We start from the raw sequence: 23,713 nt of genomic DNA on the forward strand, positions 1-23,713 counted from the left end.
ATCACTTCCGTTCTTCAGCCATTGCTTCCACTTTCTCGGAAAGCGATTCGACGGTGGCTCTCATCTCGCGGAGTTCCTTTTGCATTTCCAGTATAGTATTATACATAGGACTGCGGTCATCCTTAATAGCCTGCTCCTGAGAGAACTTCTGTTTGCTCGGGAAAACATAGACATAAGTCAGCCACATCCCGATGAATGCGACTGCTGATAGACCTATAAGGAACAGCAGATAGTTGGGAAACAGCAGCCTGAAGAAATTATCCCCCGAACTGTAGTACTGTAACCTTGTAATCATAAGAAAGTTCAGTATCGAGAACAGGAACATGGTCTCACCCACAATGATGAGTAAACCGCCAAGCTGGGTGGACATCTTCCTCTGCCGCGGAATAAGTCTGGAAAGAATTGAATTCATTACAGATTATATGTAATTTATGCATTATTTAAATTGTGCAGTCAGCCTGAAAGACCATATTTAAGATACTGCCTGCCTCGAAGAGCATCATTGTCTTGAAACTGGTCTTGAAGCTGAAGAAGAAACCTTAAAGAAGAAGGCTGCCATAGAACCAACAAAACAGAGATAGAGATGATAGTAAATGGAACATCATTCACCTGAGGAAAAACTCCAGCACCCGATAAACCAGGCAAGGATCACAGAGGGTATGGATGTTGACTCGCTTGTCCAGGCTATGTGCGGATGCGCTTTCGGAGCAGGAAAACTAGCTGATGCTGTGGATATCTACCATGAGATGCTGGCCGGGGGCTCCACCAGCTTTTTCGGACTTGCCGGCGCCATGGTGCCTGCCGGCATGCGTTGCATTGTGGCGGACCTGATAAAGGACGGCTACATCGACGTGCTTGTTACCACCGGAGCCAACATGGTGCACGAGATCGTGGAATCCATGGGACTGCACCACTACAAAGGATGTTCGCAGTGCGATGACATCGAGCTCAAACATGAAGAGATCAACAGGATATATGACGTTTACCTCCCTGAGCCATATTTTGTGGATTTTGAGGAAAAGATGCAGGCCATCTTCTCCGATATGGGCAGCGAACCCATATCCATCAGGCAGATGATGACGCATATCGGCAATCACATCGATGACAAGGATTCCATACTGAAAGTAGCAGCCGATATGAATGTGCCCGTTTTCTGCCCGGCTATCCAGGACTCCATGATAGGACTGCAGGCCTGGCTTTACAAGCAGAAGAATCCCCTGAAAGTTGACGCCTTTGAGGATATGCGGGAGATCATAGATCTGTGCTACGAGGCAAAGAGGGCCGGAGCATTGCTCATAGGAGGCGGCGTCCCCAAGAACTACATCTTCCAGTCAATGCTCATCACGCACCAGGAATTCGAGTATGCCATCCAGCTGACCATGGACACACCTGAGACCGGTGGCCTGAGCGGTGCAACCCTGGACGAGGCGCGCTCATGGGGTAAAGTAAGCGAAACCGCACGATCAGTTACTGTGCATTCTGACGCCACGATTACCCTCCCGATACTCGTTGCAGCTGCAAGGAGCAGGCTTGCAAAAGAATAGAATAAAAAGATTAGAATCATAAGTAGTTCCGCTGAATAAGAACAGGCACATGGAGCATAAAGGAATACACTCATGGAAAAGAACACACGACTTATACTCGCGCTGGACGTGCTGGACGGCGATGAAGCTCTGAGGATATCCGGGGATGTGGCAGGATACGTGGACGCCATCAAGGTCGGCTATCCCCTTATACTGGCGACCGGACTCGGGATAATAACAGAGTTGTCAAAGTATGCACCCATCATCGCAGATTTCAAAGTTGCGGACATCCCCAACACCAACCGCCTTATCTGCGAGCAGGTCTTCCGGGCCGGTGCAGATGCCGTGATCATACAGGGTTTTACAGGGCATGACAGCCTCAGAAGCTGTGTGGAACTGGCAAAGAGCAGCAACAAGGATATTTTCGTGGTCACCGAGATGAGCCATCCGGGTGCACTTGACTTCATGCAGGCTGCAGGCGGAGCTATTGCGAAGATGGCTGCAGATGAGAAAGCTTCCGGCGTGGTTGCTCCTGCAACACGCCCCGAGAGAGTAAGGAAGATCAGGGAGATAATAGGTAATGAACTGACAATAATCTCACCAGGGGTAGGTGCGCAGGGAGGAAGCGCTTCCGATGCCATCAAGGCTGGTGCCGACTGGGTAATTGTGGGCAGGAGCATCTACCTGGCAGAAGAACCGGCGAGAGCTGCAGCAGACATCGTTGCCGATATAAAGACCGGGATCTGAAAAGAGAACATGTCCGCAATTGCGACAAAACAAGATCAAAAGTAAAGAAGGACTAAAGAAAGATGTGCCTGTGATGAGAAAATCGTTCTGATCTATGATGAACCCTATGAGTACTGAGGCACATTTTAGTACTTACGCTTATTACTACTTTCTGACCGCTTATATATTTCTTATATTCACCCTGAGAGTTCCATATTCATTTTAAGTATATGGGAAAACATCTCTTGTTTCCTTGCATCTGACATGGCGTCTTCAAGGGTCCTTTGCATTTCTTTCAGGGAATCCTCAAGGCTTTTAATGTAGACGGACTGTTGCTCAAGTCTTGTGTTCACTTTCCGGATGTCCAGATGCTGGCGATGGAGAGTGATATGTGCTCCAATCTCCTTCTCAGTGGTTCCCAAAAGGTCTTCAAGCTCCCTGCGACGGGACTCAAGTTCATTGAAGCCCGATTCAAGGTCACTTTCCAGCTTAGAGGTGTCTTCACGTTTCAGACGAATATTCTCAAGCTCCGATTCCAGTGAAGCTTTTTCGGACTCGATCTCACTCCTCCACGAAACGATTTTAGTCTCCTCTGATTCAAGTTTACTCTTATTGGAATCTATCTCAGATTGCTTTTGCTTGATAACATCTTCTTCATAGGATATGGAAAGCTTTTGTTCTTCGAGTGCTGCACGTCTCTCCTCAAAGGACCTGAACTCTTCCTCGTACAAAGAAGTTGAAGCTTGCAGTTTATTATTGTTCTCTGTATAGATACGGAGGTTTTCCTCATACTCAAGGATGTTCTGCTGGTAAACCTCGATGTCTTTCTCAAAGGCACATACTTTTTCCTGGAACTCCACAGACCTTGAATTGATCCTGGCAATCTCAATATCCACGAGTTTGCGGGATTCATATGCTGCAAGCTTCCTTTTGCCAAGTGCATACTCTTTTTTTGCCTGCTCGGTCAGGAACTCTTCAAGTTCATGTTGTTGCTGCCGGAAAAGAGCGTAATCGGCATCATACTTTTGAGTAAGTTGTGCAAGTGTCCGCTCATTCTCCTCATGAACACGGACCATGTTATCGTGGGCCTCCATAGCAGCCTCAAGTTCTGCGGTCTGCGGTATCAGTCTGGAGAATTCGCTCTGGACCTGCTCTTTTATTTCCATGATACTGGAACTTTTAGCATTGAGCAATGATTCTTCATTCTCCAGTTCCTCCCTGAGTGTACCAAGATCAGCACGCTTGCGGTTAAGTTCCTTCAATTCTGAGTAATACCGGGATTTGACAAGGTCTATGGCAGTGCCGCAGTTCAATCCTTCAATGTTCATTGAAAGATCATTTCCTGAAGCAAGCTGCTCCTCGAGAGAATGCGCTTTTTCCTCCAGCTCTTTCTGTTTATCAAGATACTCCTGCATCCCTTCTTCGTAGCTGGACATCAGGCAAGAAAGCTCCGTATTTTTATTTTCGAGCAAAGCAAAACGCTGTTCATAGTCCTTTTGTGATGTTTCGAACTCTTCCACCTGCCTTTCAAATTCAGCTTTGTCCTTCTCAAAAACAGAACGTTTCTCTTCGAGCTCTTTAACCTGTGCAGCAGGAATAGACTCTTCAGCTTTCAGCACCACAGATTTAAGTATGGTGCATTTGCGACCGAGCAACTCTTCCTGTCTGGACATATCCTCTTTTAGTGCTTCAAGATGCTTTTGCTTTTCCTCGTATTCTTTCATCTGGGAATTATATCTTTCCTTCACATCAGTAAGTACAGCTTCCTTTTCCCTGTACTCCTTTATTTGTGCTTCATATTGTTCCCGCAACTGCTCAAGATCGAACTCAAGAGTTTTAACTATGGTCTTCTGATTATAGATACCGGGACTTTCCGGGGTATGAGAATCAGAGTCCTTATCACGGCTTTCCTCGTTAATAACAGGCTTACGATATATATTAGGAGTAAAATCAGGATTTGGACGGCTTTTCGCACTCGGTTTGGAATTTTTTGACCAGTTTAATGAACTCATAAATATCACTTCAGATCGTTTTCAGATTATCACAGTTATTCAGCCTCTCCCAGAATTCCCCGGGCATTTTTTCTGCAAGCCTGCACGCCCCGTAAGCTCCGGCAAACTCGGGATCATCTATGAGGAAAACCCTGCCGCCACCAAATCCTTTTAACTCGTTTTCGATAAAGCTGCGCACGTTCCTTATCTTGCTGCCACCTCCACATAGACAGATATTGTTCCTTAAAGCCTCACGGAAGTGTGGTTCTGCACCGGAAACCATCTTTATGATCCCTGAAACTATATCCGGAATTATAGACTCACAAGCAAGCCTTAATTCTTCAGTAATGATCATTTCTTGGGATGAATCACTCAGGGGCAGTGCTACTTTGTACTCCTCATCCACATCTCCTACAAAACCATAGGATTCTTTCCACCCATTTGCAAGTTCCGGTGTTGCTTTTAAGCCGTCGTATTTTTCTGCCAGCAGATCAACAAGTTCCTTGTCAACATCTTCACCGGCAACAGAGATACTGAGATAATCCTCTTCTTCTGGAATGTTGCTTTTTATGCGACATATATCCGTTTTACTTGTGCCCATATCGATGATCAGAGAGCCTTCAAACTTCTGACTTCCGTATGCAACGCAGAAGAGCCCGTTTGCTATCATCACACCTCTGAAGAGATGCCGCGCCGCTTCCAGCACCGTTCGTTTATAGGATGCGCTGGCAACTGAAGGTACACTTATCATAGCATACATCTGCCCTGGATCGGCAGAAACACCAGCAGCCTGGATACAATGCTCCAGCAATATTTTCAGGCAACCCGGCCCTACTGCATCCTCATCTTTGATCAAGTCCCTTACAGGCCACTTTCTTTCGAGGTCCGTTCTCTCAAAGATTGACTTTCCGAAAAATATCTCATCTCCGTCACCGATTTGAGAGAAATCTCCATCACTGTGGGCAATGAGACTATGTTCTGAGAACATGATCCCATCATTAGTACATATCTTTATCTTCGAAGTGCCCAGGTCAATCCCCAGATAAATAATATTCTCATTATCTTCAGGCACAACGGAGTCGTCAACAATATCAATTCCGTCTTGGAAATTTTCAGGGGTAACCACAGTAATGCCTCATAACTTTACATATTGATAATAAAAAGGCTATACAAATCAGTATATATATATTATGGACATAGAATCGAATTCTATGGCGATAGCGCTGACCTTCAAATAAAAAAAAGCATGAGTCATTCATAGTATTATTATTCTACTAACATAGATATATTACAAACCAGCACTAGACGTCAGCCCTGTTGTGCTTGAATCCCGGTCCATTACTTGTTCTCGAATGAATAAAGTTGTGTAAGGTGATTATTTCTGAGAATTCAAACGCACAACTTGCGGTACAACTGTGCGTTTGCAACAACCGGTTCAAAATGGCTCTCAAGAACTTCAGGCATCTTCTGGGTCTGCTCCGTTGCAAAATATCCTTCGTCCAGAGAATCATGGAACATCCTTATAACATCGACACGTTCCTGCTCATTGAAATGCAGGAGCACATTCTTGCACATGATCAGATTCAAGCCTGACCTTATGGGTTTCATGCTCAGGAGATCATGCTTTGTAAATGAGACACTTTTCCGGATTTCCTCTGAAATTGTATAATGGCCAGGCTCTTCTGCAGGAGAAAAGTATTTTTCAAATATCGGCCCGGGTATCCTCTGCACCTGTTCTAATGGGTATGTACCTTTTTTGATGATATCTCCGAATAGATTGCTGCCATCGATATCTGTTGCGTGGATCTTCACGTTCCTGAATATCATGCCCATATTCTCCCGCAGCACTATAGCCAGCGAATATGGCTCGGGTCCCATTGCACAGCCTGCATCCCATATGTGGATGTACCTGCGCGTTCTCAGACCCGGGATAACATAGTCGCGAATCATCTCAAGGGTCTGCATATCTCTGAAAAAATAAGTGAAAGCCATGATAATGGGAAAAGAGATCTTGCCGTTCAGGCAAGATTTGTTATCTCAGTTATCTCTTCAACTGTCAGGACCCTGCCAAGATCAAGAAGTATGAGCAACCGTTTATCGATCTTTCCGACACCTTTCAGGTAGTTCCTGCTGACTTTGGACATAACAAGTTCGGGAGCAGGTTCGACACTGGATACAGGTATCCGCAGCACCTCATTCACCGAGTCCACGATCATGCCGACAACAGTGGTTCCGATTTCCACTACTATTATCCTTGAATTTTCATCGGCTACCCTGGAATGCAGATTAAAACGTTTGCTGAGGTTCACAACCACAATTATCCTGCCTCTGAGGTTTATCACACCCTCTACAAAATCAGGAGACTGAGGAATCTGAGTCAGCTCAGGCATCCTTATTATCTCCTGTACGTTCATGATCTCCACACCGAACTCTTCGCCGCCCAGCTCAAAAACAACTAATTGCAGCAGATCTGCTGCATTACTTTTTCCTTCGAATGAATTGTCAACCATGTTATAGGTCCCCTAAATATTATAGAAGGGCATGTCCCTTGCGTTTACTACCTGTGGATATGGAGCCTTGTTTGTTCTTTGGGGAATCTATTTGCTGCGCCGGAGCAATGCCTGTTGTTTCATCAAGGAGGAATTTATCAACTACACTCTGCATTTCTCCGGCAACATGTGCCAGATCCTCTGCTGACTTTGAGAGTTCCTGCATAGTAGCTGTCTGCTCCTGGACAGCAGCTGAAGCTTCTTCAGTACCGGCTGCAGACTCCTCTGAAACTGCTGATACTTCTTCAACAGAAGATGTAACCTCTTCAATAGATGCTGACTGCTCCTGGGCTGCCGCTGCGATATCCTGAACCATGTGAGCTATTGTGTCCCCGGCCTTTACGACTTTTTCTATTACAGCTGCAGCTTCATTGAGAGCTGCGGCACCTGTGGAAACCTCTACAGCACCCTGCTGCATAGTTGTCACGGCATTGGATGTACCTGCCTGTATCTGGTGTATAAGACCAGCTATCTGCTTGGCTGCATTACCGGAATCCTCGGCCAGTTTCCTTACCTCATCTGCAACTACAGCGAACCCACGACCATGCTCTCCTGCCCTTGCAGCTTCTATTGCTGCATTGAGAGCAAGCAAGTTGGTCTGGTCAGCGATGCTTGTTATAAGACTCACTATCTCACCGATCTGTTTGGATTTACCGTCAAGTTCCATTATAGCTGAAGAGGAATCTGAAGATGCATCTTTGATGCCTTCCATCTTTTTAAGCAGGTCCTTTGTGATAACACCCAGATCATGAAGAAGTTCATTGGACTCCTTGGCAGTTTCTGCGGCCTTCTGGGAGTTTGTCGCGACTTCCTGGACAGTCATGGTCATATCAACCATCGCGCGGGAAACTTCCTCGGTCTTAGACGCCTGATTCTGCGCTCCTTTGGATATCTCTGAGACCGTATCTGCTATCTGGTAGGATGAAGAGGTCAGCTCTTCCACAGATGCAGACATCTCTTCTGCGGTTGCAGCTACATTCTTGGAGGTGCCCTGCACCATGGAAACGACATCATTCAGGGATTTTCGGGTGTTCTCGATACCGTCTGTGAGCAACTTGAACTCACCAACACCTTCCACCTGCACTGCACGTGTCAGGTTGTTGTCTGACATGGCACTGAGCACCTCGCTGGAATCATCAATGATTGCCTGAAGACTCTCTCCAAAGTTGTCAAGAGCACTGGCAAATATCTTGAAATCTCCCTGTGTTTCAAAGCTTACCCTGACACCCAAGTTACCTTCCGAGTATTCATTGACTATTCTGATAGCTTCATTCAGGGGTGTCACAAGCGCATCAATGGCACTATTGACGGTATTGATGGCTTCCTGGAAAGCACCTTCATAAGCAGACCCGTCAGCCCTGTAATCAAGATTTCCGGCCTCGCTGGCATGACCCAGTTTTATGAACTCATCAACAATGCCCTCGATGTTGCTCATCATTGCAATGTAGCAGGGTATCAGTTCGTCGTTCTCAGAACGCTTGCCCACTTTTTTAAGGTTCTGGAGGTCACTGAGGTCACCTACAGCGATCTTCTTGTTGACTGACATAACTGTGCGTATTCTGTCACGGACAGAGTTTGTAGCAGTACCCATATCTGCAAAGATACCCTGATAGTGCCCCTCTACCCTGCGAGTGTGGTCGTTCTCTGCCATAAGCTGCAATACTTCGTTGCTCTCCTGAAGTCCTGCGAGACCATCGATACAGGCATTGATGTTATTTTTGATAACATTGAAATCACCTTTATAGTCGTCAGTGATCTTTTCCGGAACCTCTCCCCGGGATATGCTCTCGACATACTCTGCTGTCAGGTTCAGAGGATTAATAACTGCATCAAATGCCTTGTTTACGGTCACAATAGCTTCATTGAACAGGCCATCAAACCCGGAAGCATCTGTCCTGTGTGCCAGATTGCCCTCTTCGGCAGCTTTGCCCAGCACAATGAACTCATCTGCCATGCCTTTGACTTTTTCCATCACTGCTATTGTGTTTGGAAGGAGCTTGTCGTTCTCAGAACGTTTGCCTACTTTCCTGTACTTCTCAAGATCATCGAAGTTCCCTACAGCCATATACTCGAATGTGCGCTCGATGTTGAGCAACCTGTTACGAACCTCATTCACAGCGTATGCATTATCCTTGAAGATGCCTGGATATTCGCCGGTCACACCATCTTCAAAGTCATTTACCGCCAGCTTTAGGAGAATGGATGTACTCTCATTGAGAGGCTTTGATATCGCATCGAGATTGCTGTTCATGCTCTCAATTATCGTTCTGAAATCACCGCCATGTTGAGAAGCATCCACACGCACATCAACCTTACCTGCGGCAGTTGCTTCTGCAAGCTTTGCGGAATCTACCATGAGGGCATTTATCGCATCCACACATGTATTGAGATTGTTCCTCAGGTCATTGAAAGAGCCCTTGAATTCCTTTGTACTCTTTGGAGGAATGTCACCCTTGGAAAGCCTTTCTACAAACTTTGATGCAGCCATGAAAGGTTTTACCATCGAGTCCATCAGGCTGTTCACATCATCTGCAAGTCCTTTTGCATCAGCATCAAATTTATCTGCATTTACGCGGGCATCAAGTTGTCCTTCCTGTACACACTTTTTCAATTTATCAACTTCAACTGTGACAGCTACCTGAGAGTCTGCAGTTTTTTTCCATTGCATGGCATTGTCAAGGAAAACATTGAATGCTTCAGCAGTTTCTTTGTCCTTGCCGGTCAGTTCTGCGTTTATACGTGTGTTAAGATTGCCATTACTAACGCTTTCAAGCACACGATCGATCTCTTTATTCAGTTTGTTGTTAATTCCAAGCATTTTAAACCCTCATCAATTGCATATATTAGAAAGTTCAATCGAGGTTAGGCAAATAGCAAAGTACCTTCATAAATATAATATTAATATTATAGATTAAAGTACTAATATAAAAATATATGACATTATATATTTTGTAATACTATATTTAAGAGTATTCTAGAGATTAGATCTTGTCTAGAACTGTAACGCATAAAATAGCAGCTGAATTATCCTTGTACTACATCGGTAACAATCTGAATGTATAATAAAAAATAGAAAAAGATAAGACGTATGCTGTAAAGTTATGCGGGAATAGCACCCGTGTTTTCCAACTGACCTATTTGCTTTTTTTGTTCCTGAGTGAATATCTTATCGATATCTAACAAGATGAGCAGCCTTTCATCGATCTTACCTACACCCTGGATGTACCTCTCAGTGATCTTTGAGGTTATGATCTCAGGTGCAGACTCAATATTCTCACTCGATATTCTTAGTACTTCAGTAACTGCGTCAACGACCATTCCTGCGACCATATTTCCAATCTCCACAACTATTATACGGGAATCATCACTTATTTCTTCATGGGCAAGATTGATAAGTGGAGTTACACTGCAACAGAAGTTGATGATGACTGTGACGTGATTTCTGTAAAGCTAACGTATTATACATTATATAAGCACTCACCAGAAACTACATAAAAGAACGTGATATATAAGATAAGAATTCACCTGAGACCAGGTACCAGATGACTCCATAGATCGTAGTATTCGCACTGATACTATAATATAGGAGTTCCCGGAGGATTTCCATGAAAGTCAAAATCACAGAAACCATTCTTCGAGATGCGCATCAGTCTCTCATAGCCACTCGCATGCGCACCCGCAGCATGCTGCCAATCGTTGACAAGCTGGACGAAGTTGGATACTTTTCACTTGAGATGTGGGGCGGTGCGACATTTGACAGTTCCATCAGATATCTTAATGAAGATCCCTGGGAGCGGCTAAAAGAACTTAAAAAGCATATGAAGAACACGCCTGCACAGATGCTTCTGCGCGGGCAGAACCTTGTAGGCTACAGGCATTATTCGGATGATGTTGTAGAGAAGTTTGTGAAGAAAGCCCATGAGAACGGCATAGATATCTTCAGGGTATTTGATGCTGTTAACGACATCCGCAACATGGAGAAGGCTATCACTGTTGCCAAAAAGGAAGGAGCACACGTTCAGGGTACTATCTGCTATACCATTAGCCCGGTGCACACTATTGATAAATATGTTGAGCTTGCAACAGGACTTGCAGAACTAGAATGTGATTCTATCTGCATAAAGGATATGGCTGGTCTCATATCCCCGCAACAGGCATATGACCTTGTGAAAGCACTCAAGTCTGCAGTCAACCTTCCCATAGACCTGCACAGCCATTGTACTTCAGGCATGGCCCCGATGAGTTATATGGCAGCCTGCAGGGCCGGTGTCGACATACTTGACACGGCACTGTCCCCATTCGCATGGGGAACCTCACAGCCTCCAACCGAATCTATCATTGCTGCACTTGCCGAAAGCAGGCGTGCAACAGGTCTGGACCTGGAGCTTATCTCAGAGATCTCTACTTACTTCAAGGAGATGAAAGAGGAATACAGGTGCATCCTTAACCCTATATCTGAACAGATAGACACTAATGTCCTACTCTACCAGATTCCGGGTGGCATGCTCTCAAACCTTGTATCCCAGCTCCAGGAGCAGAATGCACTGGACAAGTACAAAGATGTGCTTGCAGAGATGCCAAGAGTGAGAGCGGATCTGGGATACCCGCCTCTTGTGACACCTACCAGCCAGATAGTGGGCACCCAGGCAGTGCTTAATGTCCTGATGGGAGAAAGATACAAAGTAATTCCCAAAGAAGTAAAGGATTATGTACGCGGACTCTACGGAAGGCCGCCACAGAAGATAGACGCTGCAATTGTCGGAAAGATAATCGGTAATGAAGAACCCATATCATGCAGACCTGCAGATCTCCTCGAGCCTGAATACGAGAAGATGAAGGCAGAAGCTGAGAAAATGGGCCTTGTAAAGAAAGAAGAAGATATATTGACCTACATCCTTTATCCTGCAATAGCTCCTGCGTTCCTCAAGGGAGAAGCAAAGGAAGAGGAACTTGTGCCCATTAAAACCCAGCAGCAACAATCTGCTTCCGCTGCCAACATGACCTCTATTCCAACCGAGTTCAAGGTAGAGGTGGACGGGGAAATGTTCAACGTCAAGGTTAATCCGGTAGGAGGATCGGTCACTGTTTCAGAAGCTAAGGGCGCATCCAAACCTGATGCTGCCTCACTGACCGGAGCGGTCACCAGCCATATGCAGGGTATGGTGCTGTCTGTAAAGGTTGATGTAGGAGATAGCATCTGTGAAGGAGACATTGTATGTGTTATTGAAGCCATGAAAATGGAAAATGCCATACATGCACCTCATGATGGTGTTGTCAAGGAGATCTTCATCGCTGAGGGTGATGCTGTAAGTTCCGGCCACGTTCTTTTGTGCATAGACTAATGGAGATCTGCAAATGTTCAAGAAAGTACTTGTCGCAAACCGTGGCGAAATAGCCATCAGGGCCATGCGTGCCTGCAGGGAGCTGGGAGTAGTAACAGTAGCAGTATACTCGGAAGCTGACAGGAACGCTCTTTTTGCAATGTATGCAGACGAGGCATACTATATCGGCCCTGCACCTTCAAGCCAGAGCTACCTGAACATGGACAGGATAATTGAAGTAGCCCTGGAATGTGGAGCAGATGGGATTCACCCAGGCTATGGGTTCCTTTCAGAGAACAGCGTGTTTGCAAAAAAGTGCGAAGATGCAGGCATCGTATTCATCGGCCCTCCCAGCCATGCCATCGAGCAGATGGGAAGTAAGATAGCAGCAAGGAACGCCATGGTTAAGGCCGGCGTTCCCGTGGTACCAGGCACCAATAAGGCGGTTGCCAATGAAGAAGAAGCTATAGAAATAGCTAACTCTATAGGGTATCCTGTGATCATTAAAGCGTCCGCCGGAGGAGGCGGGATCGGCATGAAGATAGTCCACTCCAGTGACGGATTCAAAAACGCACTCCAATCCATCCAGTCTGTGGCTGCGTCTGCCTTCGGGGACCCGACCGTATTCATAGAGAAATACGTTGAAGAACCACGACACATAGAGTTCCAGATACTTGCGGACAAATATGGAAATGCCGTTTATGCTATGGAAAGGGAATGTTCCATCCAGCGCAGACACCAGAAACTCATAGAAGAGGCCCCTTCGCCCGTAATGACACCTGAACTGCGTAAACAGATGGGAGAGACTGCCGTCAGGGCCGCAAAGGCAATAGGTTATGAGAATGCAGGGACCGTCGAGTTTCTTTACTCCAAAGGTAATTTCTATTTCCTGGAAATGAATACCAGATTACAGGTCGAGCACACTATAACTGAAATGATAACAGGTATTGATCTTGCAAAACAGCAGCTGCGCATTGCATGCGGAGAAAAACTGGCTTTTGAGCAGGAAGATATATCCATACACGGATGGGCCATCGAGTGCCGTATTAATGCGGAAGATCCGCTTAACGATTTTGCACCTTCACCCGGCAAGATAAAGAGATACCGCTCAGCCGGAGGGCCTGGTATACGCGTGGACAGCGGAGTGCACATGGGATATACAATATCTCCTTACTATGATTCCATGATCTCAAAACTGTCCGCATGGGGACAGACCCGGGAAGAGGCAATAGACCGAATGAAGCGGGCACTCTATGAATATGTAGTTGTTGGCGTGACCACAAATATCCCCTTCCACAAGGCGGTACTACGCAACCCGGCGTTCCGTGAAGGCAAACTTACAACACATTTTATTGATGATTATAAGATCATTGAAGATGTAAAAAGGGTAGTTATTGAAGATTCTGCAAAGGGAGCAACTCTGGCATCAGCACTTGAGAACAAGGAGCAGAAAATTGCGGCTATCACTGCAGCAGTAGGCTCCTACATGAGCAACGCCCAAAAGCAGACGAAATAATTAAACCTGTGAGTATGATATACAATAGTGAACTAATATTCACTGGTGAGTATCTGTGAATGACAACAAAATCGAAATAATCAGGATACTTAAAGCTGCGGGAAATAAGGCAGTGTCGGGGCAGGAGATTGGGGCAAAACTCGGGATCACAAGGGCAATGGTCTGGAAGTATGTCAGGGACATTAAAAAAGAAGGATACGATATCCAGTCCTCTCCAAAGATCGGATATACGCTCCTATCCACCCCGGACATGCTTTATCCTGAGCAGATCAAGATAGGGCTCGAAACAGGTCTTTTCGGAAAAGAGATCCTGTATTACGATGAAGTCGAGTCCACGAACAGCATCGCAAAGGATATCGCAGCCAGATATCCCGAAGGAACTATAGTTATTGCAGAAACACAGAAAAAAGGTCGTGGCCGTCTGGGCAGCGAGTGGCAGTCTACTCCCGGAGGTATCTGGTTCTCCCTCATCCTGAAGCCATCCATACCTCTTGAATATACCCCAAGGATCACATTGGTGGCGGGCCTTGCTGTTACCAAAACACTACGCAGGCTGGGAGTTGATGCCCGTATAAAATGGCCAAATGACGTACTCATCAATGGGAAAAAGGTCTGCGGCATACTTACCGAAGTGGATGCGGAAGTAGAAAAGGTTGACTATCTGGTAGTGGGAATAGGCATCAATGCAAATGTGAAACTGAAGGATTTCAGGGAAGATGTCAAAGAAAGTTCTACAAGTCTTGAGACTGAGCTTGGAAAGCCTGTCAACAGGATAGAACTGATCAAAGACCTGCTTTATGAACTCGAGCAGCAGTACATAAAATTCAAAACCCAGCAATTCTCGAACATTGTCAGTGAATGGATAGCCCTTTCTGATACGATAGGGAAGGAGATAACGGTTACCACTCCCATGAAGATCATCGAAGGAAAGGCAGTGGGTATTACTGATAAGGGAGCGCTGCTTGTAAAAACCAAAAACAATGCAAGGGAAGAAGTGATTGCCGGGCGCTGCAGGTATGCAAAGACATGAAACATTAATATGGCCGGTGTCCAGAGGACCTGCAACTAAACTCCTGATAGCTCTGCTTCTGCTATGCAGCTCATTATTGCCCGTTGCATCAGGATCACAGGATACAGTCCTGATGGACGGGACAGGAATATTCCTCACTACAGGCGAACCATGGACATTTGAACAAGGATATACCCTTACCGTAAAAAGCGTTAATCAGGGAACCAATGAAGTCTGGCTGGAACTATCACTTAACGAGAACATTCTGCGTGAAGGCATATTCCGTGAGAAGGATACTCTGGTTTATTCCCGCGAAGAAGAGGTTCTAAATATTACTGTGGACACAGTATATTCAAGCCCCACAGGTGAACTGGTCACGTTCATGCCTGTTTACCAGTACCTCGATCCACAGCTTTCTGCACCTGAAGCTCAGGATAACGGACAGGACGGGCAATCCGGGGAACATGGTTCCCAGACACCAGTTGAAGAAGATGATATTTTCTCCACGCCAGGATTTGGCATTTTGTGGGCGCTTGCCGGAGTTATATTTGCAGGATTTGCAGATATTGTTCCCGCAGAAAAAATAAATAAAAAAATAAATAGAATTAAAAAAAGGGCTTAGAACTTAAGATTGCCCTTCTCCATGAGAACTTTAAGGTCTTCAAGGCTCATTCTTGCATTCTTATCAAGCTTTTCCTTTGCCACGACCAGATGTTCTTCCTGCTTTTTCTCATCTTTTTCAAGATGTATATCTTCCAGCTTCCCGAGGTAGATACCAAGCTCATCCCTGAGGAGTGTCATTTTTGCCTTGATCGGATCGATCCTCTCCCGAAGAGGAGCAGTGACAGCTATCTTTGAGGATATCTCTGAGTGTGCGAGGTCAGCTTGCTTGCGTAGTTCGTCCACCTGTTTGTAGAGATCGATCATCTCAAGGTGATACTTCTGTGATTGTTCTGCGAGTTGGTGTATCTCCCCACCCAGATCATCCCTGGAAGCAAAGACTTCCTTTGAATTCTCATAGGCTTCCACGAGTTTCTTATGAACCTCATTTGCATCAAAAGCCGCATCAAGACGTTCTTTCATAAAGACAAGTCTCTCGAAGAGATCTATTTCATGCTTTAGAGGAATATCCGCATTCAAGAAAGTATCAACATCTGCAAAATACGCCCTTGAAAGGGTTTCAACGCTGCCCTTTGAGAGACTGTTCAGGCTGTCACGCTTGTTCTTAAGATCTGAAATCTCGCCTGAACACTGGCGTTTTTTATCCTCTACCTCATTCCTCGAGGATTTGAGCGAGGAGATCCGTGCATTTAAAGAGTCCCTCTTTGACTTTGCATCACGAGCTTTTGCAACCAGACCCTTTACCCTGGAATTGAGTTCATCACGCTTGGCCTTTGTGTCATCCATGTTAGTGCGGTGAAGCTTTAATTGCTTATAGATGGATTTTAATTCACGGTCAAGATGACTTAGCTCGGTACGAAGCTCATCAGCTTTGTTCTTAAGCTCCTTTTCAGTCATTGTTGAAACGTCAGTCATGCTTTCACCCCTGTTTCTTCTACCGGGCTCACTGAGATATTTTCCCAGTAGGCAAGCGCCTCAGTATGACTGCTTATCCTGTTCTCAAGCCATTTACACTTGAGATTTAGTTCACCCAGTTCTTTTTCAATGTCCGCCTGGACTTTATCGAAATCCTCTTCAGGATTTTTCAGGAGGGCAAGTTCGGTGTTCGCCGCAACAGCATCGTGTATCCTTGCCCTGAAAGAATCTATGGACCCATGGGCTTTGGGAAGCCTTGAGTACATAAGAGAAATGTTCACTAAAATTGGATCTAGCAACTTTCCCTCGTCTTCAGGTGAGAAAGTATTTTTCACTTTAGGGAATTCCTCAGCTACATTCCTCAATTCCTTTTGAACGGCGATATCATCATCATATGCTGAAACGAATTCATCAAGCAATTTCTCAGCCTGATGATAGAATAATTGTCTTTTTTCAGCCAGAACTTCAGTCCGGGTAGTAGCCTGTTCCTTTTTATCTTTATAGGAGGAAATCTGTTCGTCCAATGAACGGACTTTTTTACCAATTTCATCGAACTGTACATTATACTCATCTAAAAGCCGTCTATGCTTATCAATCACCTTATTAAGGAGTTCATTCCTTTCATAAGTCCTGAAAGATGTATTACTGTCATTCTGGTTCTCACCTTCGCTCATAAACAAACCTCACCGGAGTCTATACTCTAAATACTTGGGCATGTGCCACACCATCAATAATCTTTACAGAAGAGGGATTCACAATACCACACTTTATAGCGCAGGATACGGCCTTCTCACCAAAGAGATTGAGATTACCTGCTTTGGAGATGATCCCTATTACATCTTCTTCCGAGACCAGATCCCCTTTATAGAAATCCTCGGATATTGTTACACTGATATTCCCCTCTTTGAGGTTCTTTCCAAGCAGTTCTTCGTCGCATACTGCAACAATGAAGCTTTCTCCAGCCCTGTGAATCTTAAGATACATGAAATCACATCAGTTATACTACTTTTATATGATCGTTATCAGGCGTGACCAGATCTCCGGAGCGCCTCATTTTCGCTATAAGCTCCTCGGCATGCTGCCTATCAATCTGTTGAGCCTGGGCTTCAGCAAAGACTTCCTCCAGAGGTGCCTTTCCCCCGGAATGTCTTTCACCCACTGCTTTAATGATTTCCCTAATGACTTTAATCTTATCCCTCTGGCTCTTGCTTGTACCCGAGGCGATAACATCCACATCCAGAGCACCGGTATCAGGGTCAACACCTACCTGCTTAAGGCAGGCATAGACAATACGAGTGGTCTTCTTTGCATCATCAAGAGTAGCTACATTACTCAGTCTTACCCTGGCACGTGCTTCCGCAAGCCTGACAAGGGCCTCCAGCTGACGCGCTGTGACCGGCACCGGGGAATCCTTACCTTCACCCATTTTACGAAGATCCATATAGAACTTGACGAGATGCTCACGAGCAGCTTCTTCCATTATAGGATAGATGTGCCTTCTTGAGTATGCAACATACTTGCGCATCAGTTCGGGATCGATATCCGGTTTCACGACTTCCATATGCTCATCGACGAGCTCCTGCGTGACCTTACTTGCCGGAATGTTCTTTCGCTGCTCTGAAAGTTCACCCGCATAATGCGCTTTAAGGATATGTTTGGCAATCTTGGAGTCCATCTCCTCGTTAGGAGTATCAAGGAGCACGAATATCATGTCAAACCTGGACATGAGAGCAGGTGGCATATTTATCTGCTGGGCTATGCCTTCATACCTGTCAAAGCGCCCATATTTAGGGTTTGCGGCGCCAAGCAATGCACATCGGGATTTGAGGGTTGCGATTATACCGGCCTTTGCGACACTTATGGTTTGCTGCTCCATGGCTTCGTGCAGGGCACTCTTATCCTCTGTGCTCATCTTGTCCATTTCATCAATTGCAGCAATACCCATGTCAGCCATTACAAGGGCACCTGCTTCCAATGTCCATCGGCCGTCACCCAGATCATCCTTGACCGCTGCTGCCGTCAGACCACTTGAGGAAGCGCTCTTACCGGATGCAAACACACCCCTTGGAGCAAGCTTCACCATATAACGCAGCATCTGACTTTTTGCAACACCCGGATCACCCACGAACAACATATGAATGTCGCCACGAACCCTGGAACCGTCAGGAAGGTGTTTCGCCACACCTGAAAAGAGCTGCAGTGAGAGGGCTTCTTTCACATCATCATAACCATAGATGGAAGGAGCTATCGATTTAATGATCTTCTCATATATTTCGGGATTGCGACTTAATTCCCTGATCTGCTCCTCCTCTTCAGGTGTTATTTCAAGTTCATCGAACTCCTGATCCATGTATTCCAGTGCATTGGCATGCAACACCAGGTCATAGAAAGGAGACTTTCCTTCCCTTGTTGTCCGCTGGTGAGAGCGGAGCACACCGTTGATGATAACCCGGTCTCCCGGCTTGACGATTCCAGCAAGGTCATCCTCCACATCCACATCCAGGCTCTGAGGCTGTGTGCCCCCCCGGAGATTCTCGGGAGATTCCTGGATCTGCAGTTTCTGGGCATCGATAAAGACCGATTCGTTGATATCAAGCTTAAAAGGGCCTTTCCTGCCACAAGTGTCATTCTCGCATTCAAGAGGTTCCACGAACTTCAGCTCAGTCTGAGGTATCCTTGTGACATGCTCGCAGCGCATGCATTTGAAGGCTGCATCGACGATTTTTGGACGGACCTCCGTTGCCTTACGAACCATGCCCTCTATTGCGACAAGCTGCAACAGGTGTTTGCTTCTTAGATCCCTGTTGGGAACCTTGTTCGGTATCCTGATAAAGCGGACCTTGGCATTGTCCAGTGACTTCTCGATAGGAAGATCGATGTTCTGGAGTGCACTATCTGCACAGGGTATGACTTCATCCGGCTGCATGAGCAGTTCATCCGCAAGCTCCCTGTCAAATATCTCAAGGTCGGAAAAATCAACATAAATGCTGCGCTGGTCAGGATACTCGTTTGCAAGCTGGAGAATGCTATCCCAGTAATATTTTTTTAGAAAAGTCCTGAACTTTTCGTCCCACTTACCTTCAGTCATGTTTTACACAAATATATAAGCGTTATAAATCAAGTCGATGCAAGATATACTTAAAGTAATATGAATATTTCGAAACACTATTCAGTATCGCCCATAGTGGAAAGATTGCGCTGAACACGCCTCAAAACACCCCTTAAGGTCTGTACTTCCCGTTCTAATAAGACAGCCCTCCCGAATATCCTTTTTAGCATGAGTTTGGTCTTTTCTTTTTTATGTACAGGGTATTGGATATCATCAAGAAGTTCAAATAGATGCTCGTATAAAAGATGAAGATCAGAAGCTTCAGCAAGCCTGTTCTCTCCCGCCTTGATATCACTCAGTTCGTAGAGGACGACTGCGACTGCATGCGACATGTTCATCACGGGGTAGATATCCGATGTAGGAATGGTCATTATCATGTCACACATCTTCAACTCCTCTCTGCTGAAGCCATGGTCCTCCCTGCCAAAAAGCACAGCCACAGTTCCCTGGGTACCTGACAGACGGGTTTTTATCTCACGAGGCGAATATGCAGGGACCCTCAGATGAAGGTCAAAAGCCACACCCGCGATGCCAGTTGTTCCTATGACAATACTGGCACCATCAACCGCTTCCTCCAGTGAGTCAACGATTGTAGCACCCTGAAGTAAATCCCACGCATGAGAAGACATGGCCCTTGATTCGACTTCCAGTTTACATGGATTCACAAGTACAAGCTCAGAAAAGCCGAAGTTCTTCATCGCACGGGCAACAGAACCTACATTCCCCTGGTAAAGGGGTTCCACAAGAACTACTCTGACATCAATAGACATATTTTACAACTGTATCCGGTTTAGATTTCTTATAGTGCTACCTGCATATAAGTGTAATCGGACAGGAAAGCAGAGTGGCTTAAAAATGCCTGTGCTTCAAATCCTTTTTGAAGACCCAGCCGCCTGCTGCATATATTTTTAATGCAAATCTTTAAATAATATCGTTACCACACTCATGCAAACCAAACCGGTTACTTATAAGTAAAAACCAATCCCGATTCTAAAAGTATGATAGTAATAATTTATATAGATATATCAGGAGAAGATTAAAATGGATTATTTTGCCGGCGTATCCGACGCTTTAAGACTTACATTTGTTCAGGTTATGATAATGGCTAACCTGTCCATCGGTATTTTCATTATTGGAATGTATATAAACCTGAAAAAATGGGGCATGGGCTCCACGGGTTACGGGCAGGAGCCATCTGGCAGCATCTTCGCTTTCCCCAGGATGCTTGCCCAGCAAATGAGTGAACATGCACACGTGCATAATCAGTCCGTCCTGGAAACCTTTGTCCTTGATATTCTCTTCCAGAGAAGAATACTGAGAAGAAGCCCCCTGAGATGGTTCATGCACTTTACCATCTTCTTTGGATGGATGGCACTCTTTGTGCTCTCACTTGCTATGTTCGCAGTTGAAATGGTACACCTGATATCCGCACAACTCGGAGTTCACGCCCTGCCGGAATTTCTTTCCCCGGAAATCTTCAGAGAATTGCTCGCAGTTCCAAACGACATCTTCAGTTACATATTGCTTACAGGTATCATAATAGCAATATACAGGAGACTGTTCGTTGCCAAGGTAAGGGAATCAACCATTGCTTACGATTCCATCCTTCTCATAGGCCTTACAGTCATCACCATCTCAGGATTTGTTGCAGACGGAATAAGGACTGGAAGATTCTGGGGATTTGGCATTGAAGACCCAAACCTGGCACCTCCAATGGCCCTATTCCACGTAGTAATATCACTGCTTTTCTGTATCGCATATATACCATTCAGTAAATACATACATATGATTGCAATACCGCTTGCACTCCTTGCGAACAAAGGAGGAGAATAAATAATGGCAAAGCGAGAACCTTCAGTTAATACACAGAACTTAACAGCTGTCCAGATAATGGAACTTGACTCCTGCAGCAGATGCGGAGAATGCGTGAACTGGTGTCCCACATACGATGCATCAGCACAGGACCCGGGGCTTGCACCAAGGGACAAGATCCTCAGATGGAGAGAATTCATGAACAAGTCCTACGGACTTCGTGCAAGGCTCTTCGGACCAAAAGAGATACCAGAGGAAGACATCGAGAAATTCAAGGATGACGTATACAAATGCACAACCTGCGGGATGTGTGCAACAGTCTGTGAATCCGCGATCAATACTGTTGAACTCTGGGAGTCAATGCGTGCAAACCTTGTAAAGCGTGGCAACGGCCCATACGGAAAACAAGGAATGTTCATCAAGCTCATTGCAGAATACAAGAACCCCTACATGGCAAACAATGCCGACAGAGTCAACTGGTTCCCCAAGGATATAAAGGTCGAGGACAAAGCTGAGGTACTCTACTTCGGAGGATGCACTGCAGAACTCAAGCAAAGGAAACTTGCCCTGGCAACAGCACGCGTGCTTAACAAGCTTGGTATCAAGTTCACGATGCTTGGAGAAGATGAGATTTGCTGCGGTTCAGCACTTATCAGGACCGGGCAGTACTTCATCAACGACACCGCAAAAGTGAATGCCCAGAAGAACATCGACAACATCAAGGCAAAGGGAGCAAAGACTGTACTTTACGCATGTGCAGGATGTTACAGAGCCTCTCTGATAGACTGGCCAAGGCTCACTGGTAAGAAACTTCCGTTCAAAGTAGTTCACATCACCCAGTTCCTGCAGGACCTCATTGAAAAGGGAGAGATCCAGTGGGAGAAGTCCATCGACAAGAAGGTCACATATCACGACCCATGCCACCTTGGACGCCATGTCGGAGTATTCGAGCCACCCAGGGCTGTGCTGAAGAGCATACCGGGTATCGAGTTCATTGAAATGGAAAGAATCGAAGAGAACCAGCGCTGCTGTGGAGCAGGAGGCGGAGTAAAGGCCGGTGTTCCTGACCTTGCAATGGGCGTTGCAAAGACAAGGGTTGAAGATGCTCTTGAAACCGAAGCAGATCTGTTGTCAAGCGCCTGTCCATTCTGTAAGAGAAACCTCAGCGATGGCAGGGATGCACTTGGTGCAAAGCAGCTTGAAGTTGAAGACGTTGTGGTCCTTGTTGCAGAAGCAATGGGAATAGACCTTAGCGACGCACCAAAAGAGTGATTTATTCACTCTTATTTTTTACTGTAACTTTTTGAGGATAACCTAAATATAATATTTTTTCCCATTTTGCCTACATATGGAAATTCCCTACGAGATACTCGGAAAAGTCTTCATTGCCATTGCTCTGCTTGCAATAGCAGGGATAATAATAGCACTCCTGCTAGGAGCGTACAGTTTCAGAAAGCATAGAATGCTTTTTCCGAATTTCATATTATTCATCCTTTACATGTTCTACGGCCCGGCCAAGATAATCTGCCGCGTTTTCAAAATTAAGGAAACGCTTGTTGATGAGATACTGGTCGAGGTGCGCAATGCTGTGATGCTTGAAAAATTCAAAAACATAAAAGGCAAACGCGTCATATTCCTACCCCAGTGTATGCGCCATCCTAAATGCAAAGCCCGCTGTGACCCTATAATCGGATACGAATGCAAGATGTGCGGCCTTTGTGACATAGGCATCATCTGTAAAGCTGCGTTGAAACACAATTTCGAAGTTTATGTAATACCAGGGGGTAGCTTTGTGAAGAAAATCATAAAGACCCAGCAACCTGACAGCTGCATAGGAGTAGCCTGTTATCCTGAGCTATCGGAGTCAATGCAGGGAGCTTCACCTTTTATGGTAGTACAGGGAATATCCCTGATTCGCGACGGGTGTTTCGATACAAAAGTTGATGTTGAGGAAGTAATCAGGAAGATGGAGGAATGCAATGTATAGGCTTCTTGGTGAAATAATAACAATTCTGATCGTCCTGTCAGTGCTTCTGGCAGGCATCGCCCTTGCGGTCAGCAGGATCAGCCTTAACAGACATGTATGGCTTGCAGGTTTCTTTGCAGAAGTTCTGGATTTTTTCTATCTGCCCCTGAAATTCTTCTTCTTCAAGTTATCGGATACGAGGATCCTTGATAAATGGATGGTATCCCTGAAAAACATTGCTAACCAGAGCGCTTTTACACGGACGGAAAAGCGTATGATCATTGCACCTCATTGCATGCGTTTTCTCGAATGTCCTGCGTCCTCCACAAGGACCGGTATTCAGTGTGTGTCCTGCGGAAAATGTGTATTCTCAAAATTGAAAGAGGACGCTGCAAGGTATGGGTATAAACTCTACATAGTGACAGGCTCCTCATTTGTGAAGCATGTACTAAAAGAGGAAAAATATGAAGGCGCCCTCCTGATAGCCTGCGATTACGAGTTGAATAAAGTGATGATGGGGCTGAAAGGGAAAGACATCGTCACATACGGAATTCCGATGTATAGTGATGGATGTTTCAACACAGGAGTAGAATACGAGAAAGTACTTCAGGCACTGGAAATGTTTTCCCGTAATGCAAGTAATTGATCAGCGGAG

General features: G+C 45.5%; 22 protein-coding genes. 10 read left to right on the forward strand and 12 right to left on the reverse strand.

Annotated elements, in window-relative coordinates; genetic code table 11:
- Position 1 precedes the first annotated feature (1 nt).
- Positions 2-412, reverse strand: a complete 411-nt coding sequence (locus tag QZZ22_RS12325; RefSeq protein WP_292465317.1) for a hypothetical protein — start codon at positions 410-412, stop codon at positions 2-4.
- Positions 413-593: 181 nt separating this feature from the next.
- Here QZZ22_RS12325 and QZZ22_RS12330 point away from each other — a divergent pair, with 181 nt between their 5' ends.
- Complete coding sequence (locus QZZ22_RS12330) at positions 594-1,544, forward strand: deoxyhypusine synthase (protein ID WP_292465318.1); 951 nt, start codon at positions 594-596, stop codon at positions 1,542-1,544.
- Positions 1,545-1,616: 72 nt separating this feature from the next.
- Positions 1,617-2,270: an orotidine-5'-phosphate decarboxylase gene (gene pyrF / locus QZZ22_RS12335; protein ID WP_292465320.1), complete on the forward strand. Its 654-nt coding sequence runs from the start codon at positions 1,617-1,619 to the stop codon at positions 2,268-2,270.
- A gap of 176 nt (positions 2,271-2,446) precedes the next feature.
- Here the strand turns inward: pyrF and QZZ22_RS12340 are convergent, their stop codons facing one another.
- The 6 genes from QZZ22_RS12340 to QZZ22_RS12365 form a co-directional block, all read right to left on the reverse strand.
- Positions 2,447-4,261: a hypothetical protein gene (locus QZZ22_RS12340; RefSeq protein WP_292465323.1), complete on the reverse strand. Its 1,815-nt coding sequence runs from the start codon at positions 4,259-4,261 to the stop codon at positions 2,447-2,449.
- Positions 4,262-4,271: 10 nt separating this feature from the next.
- Positions 4,272-5,366 carry a rod shape-determining protein gene (locus tag QZZ22_RS12345; RefSeq protein WP_292465325.1) on the reverse strand — a complete coding sequence of 365 codons (1,095 nt, stop codon included), beginning with the start codon at positions 5,364-5,366 and terminating at the stop codon, positions 4,272-4,274.
- 263 nt (positions 5,367-5,629) lie between these two features.
- Entirely contained in the window at positions 5,630-6,232 is a 603-nt protein-coding gene (locus QZZ22_RS12350; protein WP_292465328.1) for a CheR family methyltransferase, read from the reverse strand.
- 26 nt (positions 6,233-6,258) lie between these two features.
- Entirely contained in the window at positions 6,259-6,750 is a 492-nt protein-coding gene (locus tag QZZ22_RS12355; protein WP_292465330.1) for a chemotaxis protein CheW, read from the reverse strand.
- A 19-nt stretch (positions 6,751-6,769) separates the two neighbouring features.
- Positions 6,770-9,607, reverse strand: coding sequence for a methyl-accepting chemotaxis protein (locus QZZ22_RS12360; protein WP_292465333.1), 2,838 nt, complete (start codon positions 9,605-9,607; stop codon positions 6,770-6,772).
- 281 nt (positions 9,608-9,888) lie between these two features.
- Positions 9,889-10,215, reverse strand: coding sequence for a chemotaxis protein CheW (locus QZZ22_RS12365; protein WP_342765110.1), 327 nt, complete (start codon positions 10,213-10,215; stop codon positions 9,889-9,891).
- 179 nt (positions 10,216-10,394) lie between these two features.
- Here QZZ22_RS12365 and oadA point away from each other — a divergent pair, with 179 nt between their 5' ends.
- Genes oadA through QZZ22_RS12385 form a run of 4 tightly spaced genes read left to right on the forward strand, consistent with a single transcriptional unit; the run spans position 10,395 to position 15,257 of the window.
- Positions 10,395-12,131 carry a sodium-extruding oxaloacetate decarboxylase subunit alpha gene (gene oadA, locus QZZ22_RS12370; RefSeq protein ID WP_292465335.1) on the forward strand — a complete coding sequence of 579 codons (1,737 nt, stop codon included), beginning with the start codon at positions 10,395-10,397 and terminating at the stop codon, positions 12,129-12,131.
- A gap of 13 nt (positions 12,132-12,144) precedes the next feature.
- The gene (locus QZZ22_RS12375) at positions 12,145-13,626 is read left to right on the forward strand and encodes an acetyl-CoA carboxylase biotin carboxylase subunit (protein ID WP_292465338.1); all 1,482 of its coding nucleotides are present in this window, start codon (positions 12,145-12,147) and stop codon (positions 13,624-13,626) included.
- Between the two features lie 55 nt (positions 13,627-13,681).
- Positions 13,682-14,656 (forward strand): biotin--[acetyl-CoA-carboxylase] ligase, encoded by a 975-nt coding sequence (locus QZZ22_RS12380; RefSeq protein WP_292465341.1) that lies wholly within the window; start codon positions 13,682-13,684, stop codon positions 14,654-14,656.
- Between the two features lie 16 nt (positions 14,657-14,672).
- Positions 14,673-15,257 carry an S-layer protein domain-containing protein gene (locus QZZ22_RS12385; RefSeq protein WP_292465344.1) on the forward strand — a complete coding sequence of 195 codons (585 nt, stop codon included), beginning with the start codon at positions 14,673-14,675 and terminating at the stop codon, positions 15,255-15,257.
- Here QZZ22_RS12385 and QZZ22_RS12390 read toward each other — a convergent pair.
- The 5 genes from QZZ22_RS12390 to QZZ22_RS12410 form a co-directional block, all read right to left on the reverse strand.
- Positions 15,254-16,171: a phosphoserine phosphatase gene (locus tag QZZ22_RS12390; protein ID WP_292465347.1), complete on the reverse strand. Its 918-nt coding sequence runs from the start codon at positions 16,169-16,171 to the stop codon at positions 15,254-15,256. The two genes, QZZ22_RS12385 and QZZ22_RS12390, sit on opposite strands and share 4 nt — an antisense overlap.
- Positions 16,168-16,845 carry a hypothetical protein gene (locus QZZ22_RS12395; RefSeq protein ID WP_292465350.1) on the reverse strand — a complete coding sequence of 226 codons (678 nt, stop codon included), beginning with the start codon at positions 16,843-16,845 and terminating at the stop codon, positions 16,168-16,170. The genes QZZ22_RS12390 and QZZ22_RS12395 overlap by 4 nt, the downstream gene beginning before the upstream one ends.
- Before the next feature lie 19 nt (positions 16,846-16,864).
- Entirely contained in the window at positions 16,865-17,155 is a 291-nt protein-coding gene (locus QZZ22_RS12400; RefSeq protein WP_292465353.1) for a DUF424 family protein, read from the reverse strand.
- A 13-nt stretch (positions 17,156-17,168) separates the two neighbouring features.
- Positions 17,169-19,259, reverse strand: coding sequence for a minichromosome maintenance protein MCM (locus tag QZZ22_RS12405; protein ID WP_292465355.1), 2,091 nt, complete (start codon positions 19,257-19,259; stop codon positions 17,169-17,171).
- A gap of 77 nt (positions 19,260-19,336) precedes the next feature.
- Entirely contained in the window at positions 19,337-20,050 is a 714-nt protein-coding gene (locus tag QZZ22_RS12410; RefSeq protein WP_292465358.1) for an RNA methyltransferase, read from the reverse strand.
- A gap of 271 nt (positions 20,051-20,321) precedes the next feature.
- Between QZZ22_RS12410 and QZZ22_RS12415 the strand changes: the two genes are divergently transcribed.
- The 4 genes from QZZ22_RS12415 to QZZ22_RS12430 all read left to right on the forward strand — a co-directional run bounded on the left by QZZ22_RS12415 (position 20,322) and on the right by QZZ22_RS12430 (position 23,704).
- Complete coding sequence (locus tag QZZ22_RS12415) at positions 20,322-21,113, forward strand: disulfide reductase (RefSeq protein WP_292465361.1); 792 nt, start codon at positions 20,322-20,324, stop codon at positions 21,111-21,113.
- A gap of 3 nt (positions 21,114-21,116) precedes the next feature.
- Entirely contained in the window at positions 21,117-22,364 is a 1,248-nt protein-coding gene (locus QZZ22_RS12420; protein ID WP_292465364.1) for a (Fe-S)-binding protein, read from the forward strand.
- A 76-nt stretch (positions 22,365-22,440) separates the two neighbouring features.
- Complete coding sequence (locus QZZ22_RS12425; RefSeq protein ID WP_292465367.1) at positions 22,441-23,079, forward strand: DUF116 domain-containing protein; 639 nt, start codon at positions 22,441-22,443, stop codon at positions 23,077-23,079.
- Positions 23,072-23,704: a DUF116 domain-containing protein gene (locus QZZ22_RS12430; protein WP_292465370.1), complete on the forward strand. Its 633-nt coding sequence runs from the start codon at positions 23,072-23,074 to the stop codon at positions 23,702-23,704. The genes QZZ22_RS12425 and QZZ22_RS12430 overlap by 8 nt, the downstream gene beginning before the upstream one ends.
- Positions 23,705-23,713 lie beyond the last annotated feature (9 nt).

This window comes from Methanolobus sp., assembly GCF_016278365.1.
In the GTDB taxonomy this organism is placed as follows: domain Archaea; phylum Halobacteriota; class Methanosarcinia; order Methanosarcinales; family Methanosarcinaceae; genus Methanolobus.

Coding starts and splice junctions, on each gene's coding strand:
- QZZ22_RS12325 (WP_292465317.1), bottom strand. CDS start 412: ATGAATTCAATTCTTTCCAGACTTATTCCGCGGCAGAGGAAGATGTCC.
- QZZ22_RS12330 (WP_292465318.1), top strand. CDS start 594: ATGGAACATCATTCACCTGAGGAAAAACTCCAGCACCCGATAAACCAG.
- pyrF (WP_292465320.1), top strand. CDS start 1,617: ATGGAAAAGAACACACGACTTATACTCGCGCTGGACGTGCTGGACGGC.
- QZZ22_RS12340 (WP_292465323.1), bottom strand. CDS start 4,261: ATGAGTTCATTAAACTGGTCAAAAAATTCCAAACCGAGTGCGAAAAGC.
- QZZ22_RS12350 (WP_292465328.1), bottom strand. CDS start 6,232: ATGGCTTTCACTTATTTTTTCAGAGATATGCAGACCCTTGAGATGATT.
- QZZ22_RS12355 (WP_292465330.1), bottom strand. CDS start 6,750: ATGGTTGACAATTCATTCGAAGGAAAAAGTAATGCAGCAGATCTGCTG.
- QZZ22_RS12360 (WP_292465333.1), bottom strand. CDS start 9,607: ATGCTTGGAATTAACAACAAACTGAATAAAGAGATCGATCGTGTGCTT.
- oadA (WP_292465335.1), top strand. CDS start 10,395: ATGAAAGTCAAAATCACAGAAACCATTCTTCGAGATGCGCATCAGTCT.
- QZZ22_RS12375 (WP_292465338.1), top strand. CDS start 12,145: ATGTTCAAGAAAGTACTTGTCGCAAACCGTGGCGAAATAGCCATCAGG.
- QZZ22_RS12390 (WP_292465347.1), bottom strand. CDS start 16,171: ATGACTGACGTTTCAACAATGACTGAAAAGGAGCTTAAGAACAAAGCT.
- QZZ22_RS12395 (WP_292465350.1), bottom strand. CDS start 16,845: ATGAGCGAAGGTGAGAACCAGAATGACAGTAATACATCTTTCAGGACT.
- QZZ22_RS12400 (WP_292465353.1), bottom strand. CDS start 17,155: ATGTATCTTAAGATTCACAGGGCTGGAGAAAGCTTCATTGTTGCAGTA.
- QZZ22_RS12405 (WP_292465355.1), bottom strand. CDS start 19,259: ATGACTGAAGGTAAGTGGGACGAAAAGTTCAGGACTTTTCTAAAAAAA.
- QZZ22_RS12410 (WP_292465358.1), bottom strand. CDS start 20,050: ATGTCTATTGATGTCAGAGTAGTTCTTGTGGAACCCCTTTACCAGGGG.
- QZZ22_RS12415 (WP_292465361.1), top strand. CDS start 20,322: ATGGATTATTTTGCCGGCGTATCCGACGCTTTAAGACTTACATTTGTT.
- QZZ22_RS12420 (WP_292465364.1), top strand. CDS start 21,117: ATGGCAAAGCGAGAACCTTCAGTTAATACACAGAACTTAACAGCTGTC.
- QZZ22_RS12425 (WP_292465367.1), top strand. CDS start 22,441: ATGGAAATTCCCTACGAGATACTCGGAAAAGTCTTCATTGCCATTGCT.
- QZZ22_RS12430 (WP_292465370.1), top strand. CDS start 23,072: ATGTATAGGCTTCTTGGTGAAATAATAACAATTCTGATCGTCCTGTCA.